The 23305-nt window shown below is 42.4% G+C and carries 23 protein-coding genes; 13 read left to right on the top strand and 10 right to left on the bottom strand.

The window, feature by feature from the left end; genetic code table 11:
* Positions 1 to 201: 201 nt before the first annotated feature.
* The 9 genes from cysM to ACMUMQ_RS02045 all read left to right on the top strand — a co-directional run bounded on the left by cysM (position 202) and on the right by ACMUMQ_RS02045 (position 11666).
* Complete coding sequence (gene cysM / locus ACMUMQ_RS02085) at positions 202 to 1101, top strand: cysteine synthase CysM (RefSeq protein ID WP_414680386.1); 900 nt, start codon at positions 202 to 204, stop codon at positions 1099 to 1101.
* 119 nt (positions 1102 to 1220) lie between these two features.
* Positions 1221 to 2531, top strand: coding sequence for a 23S rRNA (uracil(1939)-C(5))-methyltransferase RlmD (gene rlmD, locus ACMUMQ_RS02080; RefSeq protein ID WP_414680385.1), 1311 nt, complete (start codon positions 1221 to 1223; stop codon positions 2529 to 2531).
* A 16-nt stretch (positions 2532 to 2547) separates the two neighbouring features.
* Positions 2548 to 4797 (top strand): GTP diphosphokinase, encoded by a 2250-nt coding sequence (gene relA, locus ACMUMQ_RS02075; protein ID WP_414680384.1) that lies wholly within the window; start codon positions 2548 to 2550, stop codon positions 4795 to 4797.
* Positions 4794 to 5612, top strand: coding sequence for a nucleoside triphosphate pyrophosphohydrolase (gene mazG, locus ACMUMQ_RS02070; protein WP_414680383.1), 819 nt, complete (start codon positions 4794 to 4796; stop codon positions 5610 to 5612). The genes relA and mazG overlap by 4 nt, the downstream gene beginning before the upstream one ends.
* Positions 5613 to 5683: 71 nt before the next feature.
* On the top strand, positions 5684 to 8311 hold the full coding sequence (gene ppc / locus ACMUMQ_RS02065) for a phosphoenolpyruvate carboxylase (RefSeq protein WP_414680382.1): 2628 nt from the start codon (positions 5684 to 5686) through the stop codon (positions 8309 to 8311).
* Positions 8312 to 8531: 220 nt separating this feature from the next.
* Positions 8532 to 9188 carry an adenylate kinase gene (adk, locus tag ACMUMQ_RS02060; protein ID WP_414680381.1) on the top strand — a complete coding sequence of 219 codons (657 nt, stop codon included), beginning with the start codon at positions 8532 to 8534 and terminating at the stop codon, positions 9186 to 9188.
* Between the two features lie 7 nt (positions 9189 to 9195).
* The gene (gene tsaB, locus ACMUMQ_RS02055; protein ID WP_414680380.1) at positions 9196 to 9903 is read left to right on the top strand and encodes a tRNA (adenosine(37)-N6)-threonylcarbamoyltransferase complex dimerization subunit type 1 TsaB; all 708 of its coding nucleotides are present in this window, start codon (positions 9196 to 9198) and stop codon (positions 9901 to 9903) included.
* Positions 9904 to 9907: 4 nt separating this feature from the next.
* A complete protein-coding gene (locus tag ACMUMQ_RS02050) occupies positions 9908 to 10708 on the top strand; it encodes an undecaprenyl-diphosphate phosphatase (protein ID WP_414680379.1) in 801 nt (266 codons plus the stop codon).
* A 169-nt stretch (positions 10709 to 10877) separates the two neighbouring features.
* A complete protein-coding gene (locus ACMUMQ_RS02045) occupies positions 10878 to 11666 on the top strand; it encodes a class I SAM-dependent methyltransferase (RefSeq protein ID WP_414680780.1) in 789 nt (262 codons plus the stop codon).
* A 56-nt stretch (positions 11667 to 11722) separates the two neighbouring features.
* Here the strand turns inward: ACMUMQ_RS02045 and ACMUMQ_RS02040 are convergent, their stop codons facing one another.
* On the bottom strand, positions 11723 to 11935 hold the full coding sequence (locus ACMUMQ_RS02040; protein WP_317003289.1) for a SlyX family protein: 213 nt from the start codon (positions 11933 to 11935) through the stop codon (positions 11723 to 11725).
* Between the two features lie 279 nt (positions 11936 to 12214).
* On the opposite strand from ACMUMQ_RS02040, the gene ACMUMQ_RS02035 reads away from it, so the two are divergent.
* Entirely contained in the window at positions 12215 to 12685 is a 471-nt protein-coding gene (locus ACMUMQ_RS02035; protein WP_317003290.1) for a cold-shock protein, read from the top strand.
* A gap of 42 nt (positions 12686 to 12727) precedes the next feature.
* Positions 12728 to 13225 (top strand): thiol peroxidase, encoded by a 498-nt coding sequence (gene tpx, locus ACMUMQ_RS02030; RefSeq protein ID WP_414680378.1) that lies wholly within the window; start codon positions 12728 to 12730, stop codon positions 13223 to 13225.
* An 83-nt stretch (positions 13226 to 13308) separates the two neighbouring features.
* Here tpx and panD read toward each other — a convergent pair whose 3' ends face one another.
* From panD to dapE, 4 genes are all read right to left on the bottom strand, one after another.
* Positions 13309 to 13689: an aspartate 1-decarboxylase gene (gene panD / locus ACMUMQ_RS02025; RefSeq protein ID WP_414680377.1), complete on the bottom strand. Its 381-nt coding sequence runs from the start codon at positions 13687 to 13689 to the stop codon at positions 13309 to 13311.
* A gap of 107 nt (positions 13690 to 13796) precedes the next feature.
* Positions 13797 to 14171, bottom strand: a complete 375-nt coding sequence (locus ACMUMQ_RS02020) for a hypothetical protein (RefSeq protein WP_414680376.1) — start codon at positions 14169 to 14171, stop codon at positions 13797 to 13799.
* A gap of 4 nt (positions 14172 to 14175) precedes the next feature.
* Positions 14176 to 14442 (bottom strand): hypothetical protein, encoded by a 267-nt coding sequence (locus tag ACMUMQ_RS02015; protein WP_414680375.1) that lies wholly within the window; start codon positions 14440 to 14442, stop codon positions 14176 to 14178.
* 12 nt (positions 14443 to 14454) lie between these two features.
* Complete coding sequence (gene dapE, locus ACMUMQ_RS02010; protein WP_414680374.1) at positions 14455 to 15600, bottom strand: succinyl-diaminopimelate desuccinylase; 1146 nt, start codon at positions 15598 to 15600, stop codon at positions 14455 to 14457.
* A 79-nt stretch (positions 15601 to 15679) separates the two neighbouring features.
* On the opposite strand from dapE, the gene ACMUMQ_RS02005 reads away from it, so the two are divergent.
* Complete coding sequence (locus ACMUMQ_RS02005) at positions 15680 to 15877, top strand: hypothetical protein (RefSeq protein ID WP_414680373.1); 198 nt, start codon at positions 15680 to 15682, stop codon at positions 15875 to 15877.
* On the opposite strand, the gene ACMUMQ_RS02000 is transcribed toward ACMUMQ_RS02005, so the two are convergent.
* The 5 genes from ACMUMQ_RS02000 to map form a co-directional block, all read right to left on the bottom strand.
* Positions 15874 to 16218 carry an ArsC family reductase gene (locus ACMUMQ_RS02000; protein ID WP_414680372.1) on the bottom strand — a complete coding sequence of 115 codons (345 nt, stop codon included), beginning with the start codon at positions 16216 to 16218 and terminating at the stop codon, positions 15874 to 15876. The two genes, ACMUMQ_RS02005 and ACMUMQ_RS02000, sit on opposite strands and share 4 nt — an antisense overlap.
* A 103-nt stretch (positions 16219 to 16321) precedes the next feature.
* Entirely contained in the window at positions 16322 to 17359 is a 1038-nt protein-coding gene (gene dapD, locus ACMUMQ_RS01995; protein WP_414680371.1) for a 2,3,4,5-tetrahydropyridine-2,6-dicarboxylate N-succinyltransferase, read from the bottom strand.
* 32 nt (positions 17360 to 17391) lie between these two features.
* Positions 17392 to 18588: a succinyldiaminopimelate transaminase gene (gene dapC, locus ACMUMQ_RS01990; protein WP_414680370.1), complete on the bottom strand. Its 1197-nt coding sequence runs from the start codon at positions 18586 to 18588 to the stop codon at positions 17392 to 17394.
* A 6-nt stretch (positions 18589 to 18594) separates the two neighbouring features.
* Entirely contained in the window at positions 18595 to 21288 is a 2694-nt protein-coding gene (gene glnD, locus ACMUMQ_RS01985; protein WP_414680369.1) for a [protein-PII] uridylyltransferase, read from the bottom strand.
* Between the two features lie 83 nt (positions 21289 to 21371).
* On the bottom strand, positions 21372 to 22229 hold the full coding sequence (map, locus tag ACMUMQ_RS01980) for a type I methionyl aminopeptidase (RefSeq protein ID WP_414680368.1): 858 nt from the start codon (positions 22227 to 22229) through the stop codon (positions 21372 to 21374).
* Between the two features lie 319 nt (positions 22230 to 22548).
* Here map and rpsB point away from each other — a divergent pair, with 319 nt between their 5' ends.
* The gene (gene rpsB, locus ACMUMQ_RS01975; RefSeq protein WP_347982954.1) at positions 22549 to 23283 is read left to right on the top strand and encodes a 30S ribosomal protein S2; all 735 of its coding nucleotides are present in this window, start codon (positions 22549 to 22551) and stop codon (positions 23281 to 23283) included.
* The last annotated feature ends 22 nt before the right edge of the window (positions 23284 to 23305 follow it).

The following is a 23305-nucleotide window of genomic DNA, read 5'->3' as shown; positions in this document are numbered from 1 at the left end:
GAATTAATCACAGGTGTTTGTATGAAGACTAACCGCACCAAGATAGAGAAAACCGTGATATTCATGTTTTTTATCTTAAATACGAATTAAACACTAAGTTTATAACGCTTTCTTATTGTACTGTTTGGCGTAAGTGTTTTTAAATAGGTAGCATGTGTTAAGTGTCATTCCCTATGTCATCAATGTCAATGAAGTTTTTTTATGATCGAATATCCTACTATCGAGTCCTTAATCGGACAGACTCCTTTGGTTCGTTTGCAGCGCATTAACCCGAACCCAAGCAATACCATTCTTTTAAAGTTGGAAGGGCAAAACCCAGCAGGCTCAGTAAAAGATCGACCCGCTTTGAATATGATTCATCAAGCTGAATTGCGTGGCGACATTAAGCCTGGAGACAGCTTGATTGAGGCTACAAGCGGAAACACAGGGATTGCTCTGGCAATGGTGGCTGCGATTAAAGGCTATAAAATGCATTTGATTATGCCTGACAATATGAGTCAGGAGCGCAAATCAGCGATGTCGGCTTATGGCGCGATTTTGCATTTGGTTAGCAAAGAAGAAGGCATGGAACGAGCGAGAGATCTTGCCCAAGAAATGCAAGACCAAGGCGTTGGTATTGTATTGAATCAGTTTGCGAACCAAGACAACCCTAACGCTCATTACCTGACCACGGGCCCTGAAATTTGGCAACAAACACAAGGCACAGTGACGCACTTTGTTAGCTCTATGGGAACTACAGGCACCATCATGGGGGTTTCAAAGTATCTTAAAGAGCAAAATAAAGACATTCAAATTGTCGGTCTACAACCGCAAGATGGCGCCAGCATCCCAGGTATTCGTCGTTGGAATAAGGATTATTTGCCAGCTATTTTTGATGAAACTCGTGTTGATACTGTGATGGACGTTGCTCAAAGCGATGCGGAAATAACCATGCGCCGTTTAGCGACAGAAGAAGGGGTTTTCTGTGGCGTATCTTCTGGTGGCTCTGTCGCTATGGCGCTGGCGTTATCAGAGAAAGTAAATAATGCGGTTATTGTTGCGATTATATGCGATCGAGGCGATAGATATTTATCAACAGGTGTTTTCGAATCAAAGAGTTAACTTGCTTTGCCCTCAACCTTAAGGAATGAATTGAGGGCAACTTTAAGCATGTTGATCTACAGACAGATGCGATAGAATGTCCCGCAATAAATCGTAACCTCTGAAAAAGAGAGTCTCCTTTGAGAAGAAGAACACATTCGCGCCGCCAACCAAAAGCCCAGCCAATTGGGCCACTCCAAACCTTTCATATTGATGGTTTAACCCATGAAGCCAAAGGCGTTGCTCGTTTGGATGGTAAGGTCGTTTTTGTTGACGGCGCTTTACCAGGTGAAGCGGTGAGTGCTCAAATCACAAAAACAGGTCGCCACTTTGACGAGGCTAGATTATCGGAAGTAATTGAACCTAGCCAATACAGAATAGACCCTGCTTGTCAGCATTTCTCCGAATGTGGTGGATGCAGTTTTCAACATTTGTCTTGGCAAGAACAGGTTTCTGCTAAATCTACTTGGCTTAAAGGCCAGCTGCGAAATGTTGTATCTGATGAAGATATGCATATTTTGGCGGATAAAGGCGAGGGTTATAGACGCCGTGCAAGAATCGCCATCGATTATAAAAGTGGTGGGTTAGGGTTTCGCGGCAAAGCTTCGAAAGAAATCATTTCCATTGAACAATGTGTTGTTCTCACAGAGCCTTTACAGGCTGTATTTACTTCATTGAAAGCGGCTTTATCTAATGACGAATTGGTAAGATCGCTAGGCCATATCGAGTTATTAGAAGACTCAAAAGGTGTGTCGGTATTGTTTCGGCTCACGTCTGCAATTGCTGACTCGTTGACAGTTCAATGGCAAAACTGGGCAAAATCGGAAGAGATTGTTTTACATTGGCAAGCACCAAAAGAGAGCAAAGCGCGCGTTGAATTAGAAGACATGCGTTATTATGATTTAGATAGCATGCGCTTTAATTATCATCCTCAAGACTTTATTCAAGTGAATACGATGATGAACCAGAAAATGGTAGCGCAAGCGATAGAGTGGCTTAATCCTACTCAAGAAGATGTAATTTTAGACCTGTTCTGTGGTGTGGGAAATTTCTCTTTGCCTTTAGCGAAACGAGCTCAATCTGTGATTGGCGTTGAAGTACAAGAAACTATGGTACAAGCGGCGCAGAACAATGCAGCGCTTAATGGCTTGGATAATGTGTCATTTGTTGCAGCGGATTTAACCCAGCCGATCGCTAAAAAGTTTATTAAAGATAAGGTGACAAAAATTTTATTGGACCCGCCTCGTGCCGGTGCCTTTGAATTTTTAGATACGATAATAAAAATTAAACCAATGCAAATATTGTATGTTTCTTGCAATGCTTCCACTTTAGCGAGAGATGCAGAATACTTAGTTACGAAGGGATATCGTGTATTACGTGTTAGTTTAATGGATATGTTTCCTCAGACCTCGCACGTTGAGACGATGATGTTACTGCAAAGAAAGAAGTAATTCGAAGGGCGGATACATGGTTACGGTAAGAAAAGATCACCCTGTTTTAGATGATGGTAATGTAGATATTGATGCTTGGATGGGACATTTTTCCCATTTAATTGATGACAGTACACGAGTGCCGTTGCGCATGGCTTGTGAGTTAGCTCGTCAAGCTGAGTCACAATCCTCTCGACCTTCATATTGGGGGCCACAGGCAAGCACTTTCCGCGCAGGTCTTGAGATGGTTGAAATCCTCTCTGGTTTTCGTGCTGATCAAGATTCCTTAGTCGCTGCCGCTTTATATCGTGCCGTGCGAGAAGACCAACTTCCTTTAACTCGAGTGACAGAAATGTTTGGCCGTAAGGTGGCTTCTCTTGTTGAAGGCGTTATACGCATGGGGGAAGTGTCTAAAAACCTAACTGCAGATACAGCTGCAGAAGTCCTTGGCAGCAGTGAAAATCAATTAGAATCTTTACGTAAAATGCTTGTGTCGATTATTGATGATGTGCGTGTTGTGCTCATCAAATTGGCAGAGCGTGCCTGTGCCATCAAAGAAGCAAAGCATCAAGATGAAGAGCGCCGAGTCGCCGTTGCATTAGAAGTTCAGAGTGTTTATGCGCCTTTGGCTCACCGCTTGGGCATCGGTCATATTAAATGGGAACTTGAAGACCTTTCTTTCCGCTACCTTTACCCTTCTGATTACAAACGCATTGCTTCTTGGTTAGATGAAAAACGCTTAGATCGTCAGCAGTACATAGATGACGTGATCAATATGTTAGATGAGCGTTTAAAAGGCATTAATATTCATGCGGACCTAATGGGGCGCGCAAAGCATATTTACAGTATTTGGCGCAAAATGAAGCGTAAAAATATCGGCTTCGATGAAGTGTACGATGTGCGGGCTGTGCGTATTTTGGTCGATGAACCAATGCAATGTTATGGGGTTTTAGGGGTTGTTCATAACCTATGGCGTCCTATCCCACAAGAATTTGACGACTACATTAGTAATCCGAAAACCAATGGTTATCAATCGTTACACACTGCTGTCGTCGGGCCACAAGGTCGAGCGTTGGAGATTCAAATTCGTACCCACAAAATGCATGAAGACGCCGAACTTGGCGTGTGTGCTCATTGGAAATATAAAGGGACGGATTTAAGCTCCAACAGCAGCAGTTACGAAGAGAAGCTACAGTGGCTACGAACCATCTTGGATTTCCATGAAGTTCAGAATGATTTAGAGTCTTTGTCTGAGCAGGTTCGCAGCGACATTGAGCAAGATCGCATTTACGTTTTTACTCCAGATGGCCATGTAGTGGATTTACCTGTCAATTCGACACCAGTGGATTTTGCGTATCGAGTCCATACTGAGATCGGTCACCGTTGTCGCGGCGCCAAGGTGAATGGCAAGATCATTACCTTGGTTACTCATCTTAAAACAGGCGACAAGGTTGAAATCTTAACGACTAAAGAAGGCGGGCCAAGTCGAGATTGGTTGCACCCAACTTTAGGTTATGTTCAAACAAGCCGTGCCAGAGCCAATATTCAAAACTGGTTTAGAAAAGAAGACAGAGAGAAAAACCTAGAAGCAGGTAAGTTGTTACTAGACAAGCAACTGAAACGACTTGGCATAGATGACAGTCGTATTGATTTCCAAAAAATTGCTTCTCGTTTTAGCTTCTCAAGTGCTAGCGATGTGTTTGTTTCCTTGGGTGCGGGTGATATTCAATTGGCTCGCGTGCTTAGAGCAATTGATGAGCTCTATGGCATTGATGGCGATGTTGCGCCAGTTCGCCCGATTCGATTGAAGAAAAGCCTTCATAAGTCTTCGGATAATGATATACACATTCTAGGTGTCGGTAAGTTACTGACCCACATGGCAAAATGTTGTACGCCAATACCCGGTGACGATGTGATCGGATACATTACTCAAGGGCGAGGCGTTTCAGTACATCGTCAAGACTGTATCAATATTGTTCAGCTTGGTTTGGATGAGCCAGAACGTATTGTGAACGTGAGCTGGGGCGAAGAGTTAGACAATCAGTACCCTGTTAATATTCAGGTGGAAGCTTATGATAGAACAGGCCTGTTGAATGACATCACAAGCTTGTTGGCGAATGAAAAGGTTAATTTGCTCTCGATGAATACATTGTCAACCAAAGAGAGCCATACAGCCCAAATTCGATTCACCATCGAAGTCAGTGAGCTAAGTGCTTTAAGCCGCTTGTTGCATCGTATTAACCAATTACCTAACGTATTGAATGTGTTTAGAGAGAGGGATTTTTGAGCGACGCACTTGCACGACTTCAGCATTTGATGGCTTGTCTTAGAGATCCTGAATTTGGTTGTGATTGGGATAAAAAGCAGAACTACAAAAGTCTGGCACCTTATACATTAGAAGAAGCGTATGAGGTGTTGGACGCCATAGAAAGAGAAGACTTTGACCACCTCAAAGAAGAATTGGGCGACCTATTGTTCCAAGTGATTTTTTATGGGCAAATAGGCAAAGAAGAGGGGCGATTTACCTTCGACGATATTGCGGATGCGATTACTCAAAAAATGGTAAGACGCCATCCTCATATTTTTCCTGATGGCGATATATCGCGTTTTGGTGAGAAAACAACATTAACTGAGCAAGAAATTACACAGCAATGGCAAGAAATTAAAGCCCAAGAAAAGCTGCAATCACCAAACAAAAACGTTTCAAGCTCAATGTTGGATGATATTCCGGCTTCCATGCCTGCTTTAATGCAAGCGGTTAAAATACAGAAAAAAGTGGCTGGTTTTGGTTTTGATTGGCCGAATATAGCGCCTGTCTTTGAGAAAATTCGCGAAGAATTGGATGAGCTAGAAGAAGCCATCCGAGAAAATGATAAACCACATACGGAAGAAGAAATGGGTGATGTGTTGTTTGCTGTCAGCAACTTAGCACGACACCTTAATGTTTCACCCGATGTAGCATTAAACAAAACGAATGTTAAATTCCGCCGCCGTTTTGGCAGAATAGAAGACATCGTGTCCACACAGAATAAAAATTTAACGGACTTTTCTTTGGAAGAATTAGACCGTTATTGGGAGCAAGCTAAAAGCGAAGGTTTATAGACTTGCTTATCGTACTATGTACAGGAAATACTTTAATTACAGGCATTATCAGTACTGTTTAGGAGAGTGAAGTGAGTGATCGACAAGCGTCATTACGTGAGAATGTTAGGTTGCTGGGAGATTGTCTTGGCGAGAGCATGAGCAATCACCTAGGTGAAGACTTCCTGAAAAAAGTAGAAAACATTCGAATGCTGTCTAAAGATGGACGTCAATCAGGTGATTCCGCAGCCCTAATTGAAGCGTTAGAAGCATTAGACGATGAAGAAATTGTGCCTGTTGCTAGGGCGTTTAACCAATTTTTAAACTTATCCAACATTGCTGAGCAATACCACCGCGTTCACCGACGCAGAACCAATGAAAGTTTAGGGGTTTATCAGAACCCAATAGGCGATTTGCTCAAACGACTTTCTGATAAAAATTTCACACCAGAGCAAATGCTCGAATCGTTAAAATCTCAATCCATTGAATTGGTTTTAACGGCACACCCTACCGAAGTTGTGCGTCGTTCCTTGATCCGTAAATACGATAATATTTCAAGCGAACTGGAAGCATTAGACAAAGACAATATTTTGCCTTTGGAAGAAACAAAGCATATTCGTCGTCTTAAAGAAATCATTACTCAAGCTTGGCACACAGATGAAATCCGTGAAGAGCGACCAACGCCGGTAGATGAAGCGAAATGGGGCTTTGCTGTTATTGAACAGTCTTTATGGCAGGCGGTTCCACGTTTCTTCAGACAGCTTGATGAGCAATTTAGTGCCGTCTCAAAAAATAATTTACCTCTCGATTTAGCGCCTATTCGTTTTGCAACTTGGATGGGCGGCGACAGAGACGGTAACCCAAATGTGACCCATAAAGTGACCAAAGAAGTGGCTTTATTGGCGCGTTGGATGGCAGCGGATCTTTACATTAAAGACTTGGCAGTATTGCGGGCTGAATTCTCCATGACTCAGTGCAACGATGCATTGCGTGCACGAGTGGGTGACAGTACTCAGCCGTATCGTGAAGTGATTCGTCACCTAGAAAATAAAATGATAGCAACCAAGAACTGGGCGAAAGCGTGCCTAGATGGACAACCTGTTGCTGATGACGATATTTTCCTTGATATTCAGGAAGTAGTGGATGATTTAACTCTATGCTATCAATCTCTTTTAGATTGTGGCATGAAGGTAATTGCTAACGGCTCATTGTTAGATTTGATTCGTTGTGCCGCGACTTTCGGTGCTACTTTGGTCCGACTTGATGTTCGCCAAGACGCTGGACGTCATATTGATGCTTTATCTGCGATCACTCGCCATTATGGTTTGGGTGATTATGCGGAATGGGATGAAATGTCTCGTCAGGCTTTCTTGCTAACAGAATTGAACTCTAAACGCCCATTGTTGCCGATGGATTGGTCTACGACCGACGACGTGAAAGAGGTGCTTGATACTTTCAAGATGATTGCTCAAGGTCAGCAAAACTCTTTCGGTTCTTACGTGATTTCTATGGCAAGTTCGCCGTCTGATGTGTTGGCGGTTGCGCTTTTGCTAAAAGAGTCTGGCGTCACTTTCCCTATGCGCATTGTACCTTTATTCGAGACTTTGGCGGATTTAGACAATGCAGAGCCGACTATTGAACAGTTGTTCTCGATTCCTTGGTACAAGTCTTATATTAACGGTCATCAAGAAGTTATGATCGGCTATTCAGACTCAGCAAAAGATGCGGGTCAGATTGCAGCAACATGGGGTCAATACCGAGCGCAAGAAGCGTTGACTAAACTTTGTAAAAAGCATGATGTTCATTTGACTTTGTTCCATGGTCGCGGTGGTACCGTTGGTCGCGGCGGCGGTCCAGCACATGTGGCGATTTTGTCTCAGCCTCCGGGTTCTGTGAACGGTGCGATTCGAGTGACTGAGCAAGGTGAAATGATTCGCTTTAAGTTTGGTATTCCTGATATCGCTGTGCGTTCTTTAGAGCTGTATTGCTCCGCAGTAATGGAAGCGTCTTTGATTCCAGCTGAGCCACCAAAAGATGAGTGGCGTGCAATTATGGATGAAATGGCGGAAGTGGGGATGAATCAATATCGTTCCATCATTCGCGGCCATGAAGACTTTGTCCCATATTTCAGAGCAACAACACCAGAGCAAGAATTGGCTAAGTTGCCTTTAGGTTCACGTCCTGCTCGTCGTCGTTCCGATGGTGGTGTAGAGAGTCTGCGTGCGATTCCTTGGATCTTTGCATGGATGCAGATTCGATTGATGCTACCTGCTTGGTTGGGAGCAGAAAGTGCTATTCAACAAGCGGTTGAATCTGGCAACTTAGAGAAACTGCGTGAAATGCATCAGAAGTGGCCTTTCTTTGGTGCGTATTTAGACATGCTTGATATGGTTCTAGCGAAAGCAGAGCCAGAAATAGCAGAGTACTATGAGAAGCGTTTGGTGAATGAAGAGTTGCAAGGTTTAGGTCGTTTATTGCGCGGCAAACTAAAGCAGGTTAGTGAACTTGTGAAAATGCTGAAGAAGCAAGAAAGACTGATCGAAGACAACAAAACCATTCGTCAATCTATTGATGTACGAAACCCTTACATTGATCCGTTGCATTATTTGCAAGCAGAGCTTTTATATCGCAGCCGTAAAGATGATAACAACGCTGAGGTAAACAAGGCTCTAATGATTACCATGGCAGGTATTGCCAGTGGAATGCAAAACACGGGTTAAAGGTTATATTTGTTCGATAAACACTCAATATGAGTAATAAAACAATAAAAAACGACGCGTAAATTTGCATATTGAAGGGCTGCTTGGGTATGCTTGTCGGCCATTCAATTTTTAGTATGCAATTATTTGCTTGAACACATCACTTTGACGCTTTTTTAGCGTTAAAGTGATGTATCAATCATCTTTGCAAATCAGTTTACGCTGTCTTTGGAGACTTTTTATGCGAGTAATATTATTAGGTGCGCCAGGCGCTGGTAAAGGTACTCAAGCTCAATTCATTACAGAAGAGTTTGGTATTCCGCAAATCTCTACAGGAGATATGTTGCGTGCAGCGGTAAAAGCAGGAAGCGAAATGGGCTTGAAAGCCAAAGCAGTTATGGATGCTGGTCAACTTGTTTCCGATGACATCATTATCGGTTTAGTAAAAGAGCGCTTAACTCAAGATGACTGTGTAAAAGGCGCCTTATTTGATGGTTTTCCTCGCACGATTCCTCAAGCCGACGCTTTGAAAGAAGCTGGCGTTAATATCGATTACGTTGTTGAAATTGATGTTGCCGATGAAGAAATTGTAAAACGTATGAGTGGCCGTCGAGTTCACGAAGCATCTGGCCGTACTTATCATGTCATCTATAACCCACCTAAAGTGGAAGGCAAAGATGATGTAACAGGCGACGAGCTTGTGCAACGTGTTGATGACACTGAAGAAACGGTTCGTAAGCGTCTAGGTGTTTATCATGACCAAACAGCACCATTGATTGGTTACTATCAAGATTGGCTGAAAGCAGACAGTGCAACAGCGCCTAAGTTTGTAAAAGTAAACGGTGTTGGTGATTTAAATGAGATCAAACAAAGCTTGCTAACCTCTTTAAAGGCTTAACCATTCAATGACGGCGATTTTAGCATTAGATACGTCAACGCCAGCTTGTTCTGTGGCGTTGAATATTGATGGTGTTGTGTTAGAAGACTTTCGCATGGCACCTCGCCTTCATAATGATTTGATTCTACCTATGGTGGATCAGATTCTTTCCCAAGCTGGAATGTCTTTATCTGATCTGGATGCCATTGCTTTTGGTCGTGGCCCAGGCTCATTTACTGGACTTCGAATAAGTGCCGGAGTGGTGCAAGGGCTCGCTTTTGGTGCGGATTTACCTGTCGTACCAGTCTCTACTCTTGCTGCTTTATCTCTAGAAGCTTTCCAAAAAACAGGTCAAAACCATTGGCTTGCTGCGCTTGATGCTCGAATGGGCGAAATTTATTTAGGCGGTTATTTCGTTAATAAAACGGATGGTCAATATCAATTAGAAACTCGGATTAACGAACAGGTGGTAAAGCCTGAGTTGTTGTCAGAGTTTGAAATGGAATTTAATGGTGTGGGTTCTGGTTGGTGTTATGAAGAGGCTTTAAGTAAGCGATTGCCAAAAACTCCAGAGCATATACTGACAGACTTTGCACCTCGTGCAGCTTGTATTGCTGAACTTGGGATGATGGCCTTCCAAAAAGGTGAAACAGTGTCTTCTTATAACGCTATTCCAACCTATTTAAGGGATGAAATCACTTGGGAAAAGCAGGCGCCTCGTATCGGGAAACGATAGCCTTATGTTGTGGTATCAAATTGTTTTTTTGTCATTAATTCAGGGTCTTACTGAATTTTTACCTATCTCAAGTTCTGCTCATTTGATTCTTCCTGCTCAGCTACTGAATTGGCAAGACCAAGGTCTTGCCTTTGATGTGGCTGTGCATGTTGGGACGCTTATTGCGATTGTTGCGTACTTTCGAAAAGACCTAGTACAAATTACGATTGCATGGTGTTTATCTATTAAGAGCGGGCAATCTACATCGGATAGTCGTTTGGCTTGGTGGGTTGTTCTTGCAACAATTCCAGCTTGTTTGGCGGGATTGATATTTGGTGACTTTATTAGTCAGCATTTACGCTCAGTCGAAGTCATTGGTTATACTACGACTGGATTTGGTGTCCTTTTATGGCTTTCTGATCGTTATGGCTCAAGTGATAAAGTAGAGCATGACTTTTGCCTCAAGAGCGTAATATACATAGGTTTGGCTCAAGCGTTGGCTTTGATTCCAGGTACGTCTCGCTCTGGTATCACTATGACAGCGGCTCGCTTTCTTGGTTTTAGTCGAGAATGCGCGGCACGGTTCTCTTTTCTATTATCGATACCTTTGATTCTCGCGGCCGGAAGTATGAAGCTGCTTGAGTTATTGTCGTTGGAGACGGAAGTTGAATGGGTGAGTATTAGCTCTGGTGTGGTTTTATCTGCGATCAGTGCTTACTTGTGTATTTATCTTTTCTTAAAGTGGCTTAACAAAGTTGGCTTCTTCCCATTCTTTATATATCGACTAATATTAGGTTCGATACTTCTAGCCTTGGTGTATTTTTGAAATAACGTAAAAGTAGATCTCAGATACTTGAGCAGATTAGATGTTCAGATTTAAAAGAAAAGCTTCTAGGTACTAGAGGCTTTTCTTTTATCAATATATTTTATATTGCATCGTGTAAATTAGTTTCTTATTCATTTTGTATTTTTGATTGCCTTGGAGATAAGTGCTTTTGTTGGATTCCATTGCGGTAGCGACAACCGATGCTTTTTTAGAAGCAGACGTTAAATTATTGGCTACAAGCTTAGAGCTGCCTTTTTACTCTCTTAAAGGGCAGATCAAGTTTGTTTCTGACTATGAATATTTATTGTTGAAAACCGAAGCAGGTATCTCTATTGCGAAAACGGGCAAAGGGGCGCCTAAGCCAGTATTTGTCGACTTTACATCCGGTGCTGTCGATCATAGAAGACGATTTGGTGGCGGAAAAGGGCAAGATATAGCGAAGGCTGTAGGTTTGAATAAAGCATCCAATCTGTCTGTATTAGACGCTACAGCAGGCTTGGGGAGAGATGCTTTTGTGTTGGCTTGTCTGGGCTGTACTGTTTCATTATGTGAGCGAGTGAGCTTTGTCAGAGCTATGTTGCAAGATGGCTTATACCGCGGCTCTTTTCACCATGAAGTGGCTGAGATAGTAGACAGAATGTCACTACTGGATACGGATATTCGAGGCATTGAAAATCAGTCGTTTGATGTAGTTTACCTTGACCCTATGTATCCGCACATGGAAAAGTCTTCGGCGGCGGCCAAAAAAGAAATGGCTTTCTTTCGTGATTTGGTTGGTCAAGATGCGGATGCGGATGAGCTTTTGCCCTTCGCAATGCAGTTAGCAGAATACAGAGTAGTGGTTAAACGTCCTAAAGGCGCTCCATTTTTAAATAGCACTGAGCCAACATATCAGCTTGAAGGGAAGTCTGGGCGCTTTGACGTATATGTATTGAAGTCTTTGGATTTATTGCCTTAGGCTATAAAAATTCATATAGCCTAAAAGCACTCTAGGGTCAGTAAAAAAATATACTGTTAATAATGAGGTGGTCTTTCGCCTTCATGGATACTTTGTTGTTGGCGATAAGATTCTAATTGTTTTCCCATCATAATGAGTTTTTCTTTCATTAAAATTATATCTTTTTGTTGCGTAATTAATGCCTGATTTAAACTGTCAATTGTGTCTTCTTGGAATTGAATTTTAAATTCTAATTCGTCTATTCTTTGGTTGATTTGTGAGGTGTTCATGGATACCTTCTGTGTGTTAACCTTAGTTTGCTAAATTCGTATTTTATCAGCTGTTCTGTGCTCGTTGTTTAGTCTTATTAAGACCATTTGAGTAGAGAGATGGCGTGAAAATTGCTCGTATTAAAGTGAATAAAGATTTTACTACTATCTTCTTTAGCTTCACATGCAATTTCAGAAAGAGTTTAGTAAATATGTTTATTTTTACATTTTTGTACTAATACGGAACTCCTAAAGGGTTCCTTTCACAATAATATTTAATTTGATAAGAGATATACTGTTATGAATGATCATTATGATAATGTTTCGCATGGTAAAGGTTCTTCTGCTAATTCCGGTTTTTTTTCGTTGCGCGCATTTGTCGTTAGTCTCGTTATTGCTTTGATTGTCCCATTGCTTATTGCTGGGGTTTTGAAAGAAGAAATGGGAACCAACTTTCTAGTCTACTTTGGTTTTATTTTAGTGTCTGTTTATGTCGGTGCTATGGTAAGCCAAGTTCGTATTGCTGGTGGTGATTCTGAGTCTGAAGAAGACGAAGATGATGATCGTGAACAAGGAACGGTTAAGTGGTTTAACTCTTCTAAAGGTTTTGGCTTTTTAACAATGGAGAATGGTGATGATGTTTTTGTTCATTACCGTGCTATTCGTGGCCGTGGTCGCCGCTTTCTTGTTGAAGGTCAGCTGGTTCGCTTTTATGTCACAGAAGGTGAAAAAGGCAAGCAAGCGGAAAACGTTTCTATTATCCGCGGTTAATGAATTACCGCTTTATTGCTCAATATATTTAAGAGGCTATTTATGGCTACTGTTACACTTCAAGGTAATCCATTCGAAACAGCAGGTTCACTTCCTGCTGTAGGTTCAGCAGCACCAGAATTCGAATTAGTAAAACCTGATTTATCTGTTGCAACACTAGCAGATTACAAAGGTGCGAAATTAGTATTGAATATTTTTCCTTCTATCGATACTCCTACATGCGCAACATCTGTTCGTAAATTTAATGAATCAGCGGCAGCACTAAAAGGCGTTAATGTTCTTTGTGTTTCAGCGGATTTACCTTTTGCAGCAGCGCGTTTTTGTGGTGCGGAAGGCATAGATAATGTTGATACAGGTTCTAGCTTCCGTTCAACATTCGGTGAAGATTACGGGTTGAGCTTTTCTACTGGGCCGCTACTTGGTCTTTTGTCTCGTGCGGTTGTTGTTCTTGATGAAACAGGTACTGTTATTCATACTGAACAGGTTGCAGAAACAGCAGATGAGCCAAATTACGATGCTGCTTTAGCTGTATTGGCATAAGATTACAGTATAAATAAAAAATAAAGGCCGGCTTCTACATTCTAGAAGCTGGCCTTTTTGTTTCTACGTATTGGTGATTGAGTTTAGTCTTTCTGTACTGGAATAGTGTTAGTGGTTCTTTCAACACTGTTGTCTTTGTTTAAATACACCAACTTAGGTTTAAAATTATCTGCTTCGGCTTCTTCCATTTGTCCATATGCTGCAATAATGACTCGATCGCCTACTTGGACCTTTCTTGCTGCTGCGCCATTCATTGAAATAGTGCCAGAGCCAGCTTCCGCCAAAATAACATAAGTGTGAAAACGCTCACCGTTATCAACATTGTAGATGTCGATTTTTTCAAACTCTCTAAAGCCAGCGAGTTCTACAAGATCTTTGTCAATGGCGCATGAGCCGTCGTACCAAAGCTCTGCTTGGGAAACGCTGGCCATGTGAAGCTTGCCTTTAAGGAGTGTAATTTGCATGTGTTAAGTCTCTATTAATGTTTCTATATTACGTTTGCTTGCTAAGTCATGAAAATATCAATCAGTGTCTGATGCTCTGACTACGAACTTTCTATGACGTCGTATTCTTATTCCCAGATAAAAGGGCCTTCTCCATGAGAGTTGATTCGCCACCACTGATCTGGGTCTTGATCTCCATCTTCTTCCCATCCTTGAAAATTACAGCGGATTTCACAACCGAGCGCTTGAAATGCGTCTCTAGCGCAGCAGATATCATTTTCCCACGGCGTTTTATCTGAATCAAACCAGATAGAAGTAAAACGCTTACCTGCTGCTTGCTCCAAAATGGTAATGTCGATGATGTGATCATTCGATGAAACAGACACCTTTGTGCATAATGCTGATGTCGTACTTGTTTTTATAAGTGTGAAAGTGCCTTCAAGCCAGGTTATGATTTTTTCTGTTGGGCAGGATAAAGTATAGATTTCAATATCTGTTTGCATCCTGTTAATCCTTCTTTTTAATCATGTAATAAATCCTAAGCACACTCATAGATAAATAGCCTATGAGTGTCCATATTAAGCCAACGCCCGCAATAATTAGCCCTAATAACGCGATGATTTCTTGGCTAATAGACGGCTGTAAAACACGATCTGCAACCATCAAAATGAGTACGCCGAATACAAACATAAGTCCGCCTTGAATCATTTTGATTAAGGCGAGCTTAGGGTTTTCTCCGAGTTTCATTATCCGTTTATGCAGCGTATTTTTCATTCGAATATTGGCTTAAGTATTTTGCACAAACAGGTTTTTCAGAATGCGAGTATAAATGAGCGATAAGTTATTCAGACTTTCAGCGTCTACGCACTCGTTTATTTGGTGGATCGTTGCATTGATAGGACCAAGCTCGACTACTTGAGTACCCATTTTTGCAATGAATCTGCCATCAGATGTACCACCAGATGTAGAAAGTTCAGGAGTAATATCAACTGTGGATTGAACGGCTTCTACGATAGCATCAACTAGATTTCCTGGGCGAGTTAAGAATGGTAGGCCGTTGTAGGTCCATTCAATATCGTAACGCAAATTATGCTTATCCAGAATTTCTAGCACGCGTACTTTTAATGCATCAAAGTCGAGCTCAGAAGAAAATCGGAAGTTAAACTGAGCGTTTAATGTCCCTGGAACCACGTTTGTTGCACCAGTTCCTGCTTGTATGTTGGAGACTTGGAAGCTGGTTGGCGGGAAAAATTCGTTACCGTCATCCCAATGTGTACTCGACATTTCAGCTAATGCTGGAGCAGCTAAGTGAATTGGGTTTTCAGCTAGGTGAGGGTAAGCAACATGACCTTGTTTACCGTAAACGGTTAAATCGCCGCTAAACGAACCACGGCGACCATTTTTAATGATGTCACCTAGCGTCTTTGTGCTAGAAGGTTCACCAACAATACACCAATCTATTTTCTCATCGCGTTCCATTAAGGTATCGACTACACGAGTGGTACCATCAACAAAAGGGCCTTCTTCATCGCTGGTAATAAGGAATGAGATTTGACCTTGGTGATCTGGATGTTCATGGATGAAGGCTTCTACGGCAGTCACCATGGCGGCCAAACTGCCTTTCATGTCGGCTGCGCCACGTCCAAATAACATGCCATCCACAATCTCTGGTGAGAAAGGAGGTACTTTCCATTCGCTTTCAGGGCCTGTTGGAACAACATCTGTATGTCCAGCAAAACATAAATTTGGACCAGAGGTACCGCGTTTTGCGTAGAAGTTTTTCACATCACCAAATGGCATGTATTCAACCTCAAACCCAATGTTTTTTAATCGGCTAATCATTAGGTCTTGGCAACCAGCATCTTCTGGCGTTACAGAAGGGCGAGAAATAAGATCTATGGCGAGTTTTAGTGTGGGTGACAAGTTAGACATTCTTTACCTTTGCGTTGGTTTTCGCTACCTTATGGAAGAACCTGCTACTATAACAGGAGATTCATATAAAGGTGGAATTATGAAGTTAGGTGTTGTTGTTTTTTTGGGTTTGCTTAATGTTGGATGCGCTCTTACCGCTCAGCCTGTTGTCGTTCAAGAATCCTTTTTTGTACCAGTGATTCGTTCAGATGTATCTTCTGCAGGTTATACACCGACAGTGACACCGACTGTACCAACTAAAACAACTCCTCGAATTTATACGCCAGTATTACGTTAAAGCAATTTCTGAGAATACTCGTCTGAATTAAAGCCTAAATGGATTTCACCATTCGCCATAATAAGAGGGCGTTTTATCATTGAAGGCTGGTTGATTACTGTTTCTACAGCCAGCTCGTTATTCATTGAGCTTTTCGTTTCTTCATCTAATTTGCGCCAAGTGGTTCCACGCTTATTAATAACACTTTCCCAACCTAACTTATCTATCCAAGCTTTTGCTGTTTCGGCTTCTAAGGCTTCTTTTTTATAGTCATGAAAGCGGTATTCAACCTTATGTTCTTCTAACCAGCGAAACGCTTTTTTCATGGTGTCGCAGTTTTTAATACCGTAAATATCAATCATATTTCTCTCCCTCACATAGGTTTAGTTATAACTGATGAATGAATAAGTTAGAAAAATGCCCGACTTGAAAAGCCAGGCACTTTTTATTCACAGTTTGTATTGCTTAGTTATTCGCGTGAAGCGCTTCATTTAAGGCAATGGCTGTTTTATTTGTTTTGCACTCGATCGCGCCTGTTTCTGAGTTGCGACGGAAAAGAAGGTCAGATTGACCAGAAAGGTCGCGTGCTTTGACAGTAGAAACAACTTGGTTGTTTTCATCTAATACTGCGACTTTGGAGCCGGCTGTGATGTACAAGCCAGATTCAACAGTACAGCGATCACCAAGACCAATACCGATACCTGCGTTAGCGCCAATTAGGCATTTTTCACCCACCCCAATGACAATGTTGCCGCCACCAGACAGTGTTCCCATTGTTGAGCAGCCGCCACCTAGATCTGAACCGTCTCCGACAACAACGCCAGCAGAAATACGGCCTTCAACCATGCTTGTGCCTAATGTTCCTGCGTTGAAGTTTACGAAACCTTCGTGCATAACCGTTGTGCCTTCGCCCAAATGAGCACCTAAACGGATGCGTGCTGCATCACCAACACGAATGCCAGTTGGTACAACAAAGTTCAGCATTTTAGGGAACTTATCTACGCTGTAGACTTCAATAGTACGACCTTCCATGCGAGCGCTTAGTTGACGGTCTGCCAATTCGCGAACATCAATTGGGCCTTCACTTGTCCATGCCGTGTTAATTAGTAGGCCGAACATGCCATCTAAAACTGTATTGTGAGGTTGTACCTGACGATGTGAAATCAATTGCAGCTTCAAATATACTTCGGCTGGATTTTGTGGTGCTTCGTCAGTGGCTAGGACACACAAAACAACAGGCTGAGTAGAAGCTTTTAAACGAGAAGCCAGTTCAGCTTGTTCAATGTTGCCAGCTTTAAGAAGGTTCATGTGCAGGCGATTTAGGTCGCTCTCATCTAGAACAAGTGTACTGTTGCCACCTTCATAGTTTGTGCTTTCTAGAATAGCATCTAGTGTGCTTTTTTCCGCGCCAAGTGTTGGTGCTGAATAGAAAACCTCTAACCAGTTGCCTTCTTTGTTTTGTGCGCCGATGCCTAGACCGAATGCGAAAATTGAATTACTCATGTAGTTCTCCAGCTGAGTGTTGTAACTAAAAATTATTTAAGGTTGTTGCGAGTAAGGAAAGCTTTGATTCTCTCAGCTGCCTCAACGCACTCAGATTCTTCTGCAACAAGTGCCATTCGAATATGTTGGTTACCAGGGTTTTCGCCGTTTACCTCTCGGCCTAAATAGCTTCCAGGTAACACTAATACCGCTTCTTCTTTGTATAAAGCAGTGCAAAATTCTTCATCTGTTATGTCTACTTTTGGCCATAAGTAAAAGCCAGCTTCCGGCTTATTGACGGCCATAAAAGGAGATAGTATTTCAAGCACAGAATCAAACTTGCGAGTGTAGATCTCGCGGTTCTTAGCGACATGGGCTTCATCATTCCAAGCGGCAACAGAGGCTTCTTGGTGGTGAACCGGCATAGCGCAGCCTTGATATGTGCGGTATAGCAGAAACGGCTTCAGTAAGCTGGCATCGCCTGCGACAAAGCCAGAGCGTAAACCAGGTAGATTAGAGCGTTTAGAAAGAGATTGAAAAATCAGGCAGTGTTTATAATCTGTATTGCCAAGCATTGTGCATGCTTCGAGCAAGCCTAATGGAGCCTGATCGCCAAAATAAATTTCGGAATAGCATTCATCTGCGACAATCGTAAAGTTAAAGGTTTTTGCCTTTTCGATTAGGAAGGCGTATTCCTCAAGTGTTGTAACTGTGCCGCTTGGGTTGTTTGGTGAACAAACAAAAAGTACTTCACAACGCTTCCAGATGTCATCGCTGACTTGCTGGTAATCGACTTTGTAGTTGGTTTCTGAGCCACAAGGAAGAAAGTGAAGTTTTGCGCCTGAAAGAATGCCGGCCCCTTCGTAGATTTGATAGAAAGGGTTTGGGCTAATAACCAAAGGTTGGTCTTTTTCACCAACAAGAGTTTGCGTGATTGCAAAAAGTGCTTCGCGAGTACCGGATACGGGAAGTATTTCTGTTTCAGGGTCTAGGTTCTCAAGAGAGAAACGACGTTTGGCCCATTCGCTAATTGCACTGCGTAATGACAATTCACCTTTTGTTCCAGGATATTTGCTGACGCCATTTAGGCTTTTAGCTAGCGTATCTAAGACAACTTGAGGGGCTTCATGTTGTGGTTCGCCAATGGTTAATTTAATCAACTTTTTGTCTGGATTTGGCGTAATTCCTTCCAATAGCTCGGCAAGCTTTTGGAATGGGTATGGGTGCAAAGAATGTATAAGAGGGTTCATATGTCTTTAATCCATCGCTTTTGAGAAACGGTCTATTTTCTCTTTTAATAGTGTGCAAATGTCGTTCATACGATCGTTATCTGTGATGAGGTCGCCATTTTCTTCTGTGATATAAAAGGTGTCTTCTACTCGCTCGCCTAATGTTGCGATTTTGGCCTTGTGTAACATGATGTTGTTGTTCATAAAAAACTGACCAATTAACGCAAGTAAGCCTGGACGGTCTGGCGCAGTGATTTCCAGTGCGGACCAAACTTCTTCTGGTTGGCTCACAAAATGTGCCGTTGCAGGAGAGTTGAATATTTTTAGGATTCTTGGTGTATGTCGTTGTACCACGCTTTCGTACAAAGACGGTGTTTCCAGTTGTTCCATTAAAGTGCTGCGAATGAGGTCGATCTTGTCTCTATCGAGATGTAGGTCTGTACCGTTTTCGGTGCTGTCCATAACAACAAAGCTATCTAGCGTGTAGTTATTGCTGGTTTGGCTGATTTTTGCGTCAAGGATGGTTAATCCAAGTTGTTCAAAAGTCGCGGCCGTCACAGCAAATAAATGTTTGCTAATGAGTGTGTAGATGAAAATTTTGCTTGCGCCAGAGAAGTTGCGTCCGCCCAGAGGTGTAATGGCAATGAGTGGTTTATCGCTTGGTTGGTGTTTCAAAATAGCTTCTGTATTCCAAGCAATTTCATCCCCATTGGAGCGAATAAAGTATTCGTCTTCTATTGTGTTCCAGATATTCTCAGCTTCGATGATGTCTAGATTGCGCTCAATCATGATTTCTAATGCGCGTTGTTTGTGTTCATCACTGATCATTTCTGCATCAATAGGAGAGTCAAGTCCGCGGCGTAAAGCGCGTTTTGTTTCCAAATAAAGCTGACGCATAAGTGAGGCACGCCAACTGTTCCACATGGTTGGGTTGGTGGCATTGATGTCGGCTACGGTTAAAATAAACAAATAATCTAGATGTTCTTGGTCTTTAACGTAGTTGGCAAACTCCCAAATAACTTCAGGATCAGATATGTCTTTACGTTGTGCGGTAACAGACATAAACAAGTGATTTCGAACCAACCAAACCACCAGTTCCGTATCTCGCTTAGATAGACCGTGTTGCTCACAAAAAGCTTGGGCATCGACGCAGCCTAGCTCTGAGTGATCTCCGCCTCGACCTTTGGCGATGTCATGATACAGGCCTGCGATATAGAGCAATTCGACTTTGGAAATATGGCGAATGGCTTGCGACGAAATAGGGAATTTCTGTTTGTACTCAGGTAGCCATAAACGACGTAGGTTTTCGACCAGCTGTAATGTGTGAGCATCGACTGTGTAAATGTGGAATAGATCGTGCTGCATCTGGCCGATAATGGCGCCGAATTCTGGAAGGTAGCGCCCTAAAAGCCCTAGGTGTTTCATGGATCTTAAAATGCTGCTTAAGCGGTAACGGCTTGCGATAATGTCCAAGAATAAACTGTTATTCTTTTTGTTGCTTCGGAAGCTTTCATCAACAAGTTCTAGATTATCCCGAAGTTGTCGCATGGTGTTTGAACGAATGCCTTTGATATTTTCGTGGGCACCAAATAAAACGTAGATTTCCAGCATGCAAGATGGATTGTCTTGAAATAATGTCTCTGAGCGAGCTTCAAGCTGTCCGTTTGCTATTTGAAAATGGTCGTTGAGTATTTCTACTGTGTTGACTTCATCGTTGGCCAGAAAAGACTCTTCGAAGTGTTGCAGTAATAAGTCGTTTAACTGTTGAATGGCGGCAACGCTTTGATAATAGCCTTGCATGAAACGTTCTACGTTGCGTTTTAAGTCGTCGTCATCAAAGCCAAACAGCTGAGCCAGCGTGCGCTGATGGTCAAAAAGAAGGCGGTCTTCTTTGCGTCCTGCTACCATGTGTAAAGCCCAACGCACACGCCATAGGTGACTAACAGCACCTTTTAATTGTATGTATTCATCTTCAGATAAGAACTCTTTTTCGATAAGGGCGCTAAGTCTGTGAGTGTGTAAATGGCGTTTGGCCACCCAGTCAATGACTTGCATATCGCGAAGTCCACCTGGGCATTCTTTTAGGTTGGGTTCTAAATTGTAGGCTGTGTTTTGATACTTCGCATGACGCTGTTTTTGTTCAGCAAGCTTGGCTTGGTAAAAGGAATGTCCATCCCACATTCTGTCTGTTTCAATATTTTGTTGTAACAGAGTGAGTAGGTTAGATGGTCCAGCCAAAGTACGAGATTCTATCAAGTTGGTAATGATAGTAATGTCTTGCTCTGCGAGGGTAGTACATTCATCAATGGTTCGAACACTGTGTCCGATGTCTAAATTGATGTCCCATAAGAAAGTAATAAAGTTTTCGAGTTTATCTTTAGGGGCAGATGTTTCATTCTCGATTAGGATGAGAAGGTCAATGTCTGACTTTGGGTGTAGTTCGCTTCGACCGTAGCCACCAACGGCAACTAGGCTAACGTGGTTTTCGTTGTTTAATCCCTTTGCTGTCCAAGCGGCTTGTAATATTTCATCGAAAAAAGATGACAAGCCTTTGACTAGTTTTTCGATCGGATAAAGAGAGTGAAAAAGGTCATTATAAACACTGGTTTTTTCTTCAATAATGGCTTTGTAACGAACGATGGAGCAATTAGGTTGAGCCAGTTCTTTTTTTTCTTCCTGGGTGAGGAGTGGTGGAGCGTCTGGAAAAGCAGGAAAATCCATACAGGAGCCTCGAAGAATCAATTAAATGTATTTAAATAATATAACCAGTCAATTTTTTGCTTGGGTGTTGAAACACGCTTTCCTTATGAAAAGCGTGTTTCTTCTGGGCGACGAGTGAGTACTTCAACGCCGTCAGCGGTTACCAATAAAGTGTGTTCGTATTGAGCGGATAAACGGCCATCTTTGGTTTTTGCAATCCAGTTATCAGGACCTGTGTGCTTCACTTGTTTTTTACCGGCATTGATCATGGGCTCAATGGTTAATGTCATGCCTTCTTCTAGAATGACGCCAGTGCCCGCTTTGCCGTAATGGGCAACTTGAGGTTCGCCATGGAACGTGGTTCCGACGCCGTGTCCGCAATACTCTTCAACTACTGAATAATGGTGCTTATGGGCATGTGCAGAGATGGCTGCACCTATGTCGCCTAAACGAGTTCCAGGTTTCACAAGATCGATTGCAAGGTAAAGGCATTCTTGCGTTACTTTAGCAAGTCGTTCTGCATGAGGAAGCGCAGCGCCAGCAAAGAACATTTTGCTTGTGTCGCCGTAGTAACCATCTTTGATGATGGTGATGTCAATGTTTACCGCGTCGCCTTTTTTCAATGCTTTGTCATTTGGGATGCCATGACAAATAACGTCGTTTACGGACGTACAGCAGGATTTCGGGAAGCCGTGATAGTTGAGCGGAGCAGGAATAGCGCCTTGCTCTTGCACAATGTAGTTGTGTGCAATGATGTCAATTTGCTCTGTGGTAGCGCCAGGTACAACAAATTCTTCTAGCATGACCAATACGTCAGCGGCTAGTTTGCCTGCTGTGCGCATGCCTTCAATGTCGCTAATGTCAGTAAAGCGTGTAGACGCTGGGCGAGGAGTCCAAGAAGGAACTTCTACACGACCGTTTGCGGTGAGTTCTTTGATCTTTAGTAGTGTTTCGTTGCTCATAATGTACGTATCTTGAAATAGGTTCTAATAAGTTGTCGCATATTCTACATGAGTTGTACGGCAGAATCGCCTCCCTCGTTGAAAAAACTCATCGTAATTATGAGTAAAAAAAAGCGACCAAGTCTTTTGGTTTTGGCTCGGATATGGTATAAAACGCCCGCTTGCTCAGGGTCTTTCCTGAGATAAGTGAATTTATTAAATCAACGATCTTGCCGCAATTAAATAAGAGTGTCTGGGGTGTCATAGGTTGCCTTAAACCTTGTTTGACTGACGCTTTTAGCTGGTAAGCATAAATAACCCAAATATAAAGGATAGTAAAATGCCTACAGTTTCTATGCGCGACCTTCTACAGGTTGGTTCACACTTTGGTCACCAAACTCGTTACTGGAACCCAAAAATGAAGCCTTTCATTTTCGGTGCTCGTAACAAGATTCATATCATTAACCTTGAGCACACTGTTCCTGCACTTAACGAAGCTCTTGAGCTTGTTAAGAAAATGGCTGAGAACAAAAACAAGGTTTTGTTTGTTGGTACTAAGCGTGCTGCATCTAAAACTATTAAAGAGCAAGCTGCTCGCTCTGGTATGCCATACGTAAACCACCGTTGGTTGGGTGGTATGTTGACTAACTACAAAACTATTCGTGCATCTATCAAGCGTCTTCGTGAGCTTGAAACTCAAATGTCCGATGGTACATTCGAAAAGCTAACTAAAAAAGAAGCTTTGATGCGTACTCGTGAGCTTGAAAAACTTGAGCTTTCTATGGGTGGTATCAAGGATATGGGTGGCCTTCCAGATGTATTGTTCGTAGTTGACGTTGACCACGAGCGTATTGCTATTAAAGAAGCAAACAAATTAGGTATTCCTGTTATCGGTATCGTTGATACTAACAGTAATCCAGATGGTGTTGATTACATCATTCCAGCTAACGATGATGCGATTCGTGCTGTTCAGTTATACGTTGGCGCTTTCGCTGACGCAGTTCTAGAAGGTCGTGCTACGACTGCTGGAAATGCTGACGAATTCGTTGAAGTAAGCGAAGCTACTGAAGCGTAAGCAAACTTTCTAGTTTGTTCTG

Origin of the sequence: Marinomonas algae (genome assembly GCF_047525555.1) — a bacterium.
Lineage (GTDB): Bacteria > Pseudomonadota > Gammaproteobacteria > Pseudomonadales > Marinomonadaceae > Marinomonas.
This window is presented reverse-complemented; position numbering and strand designations above follow the sequence as displayed.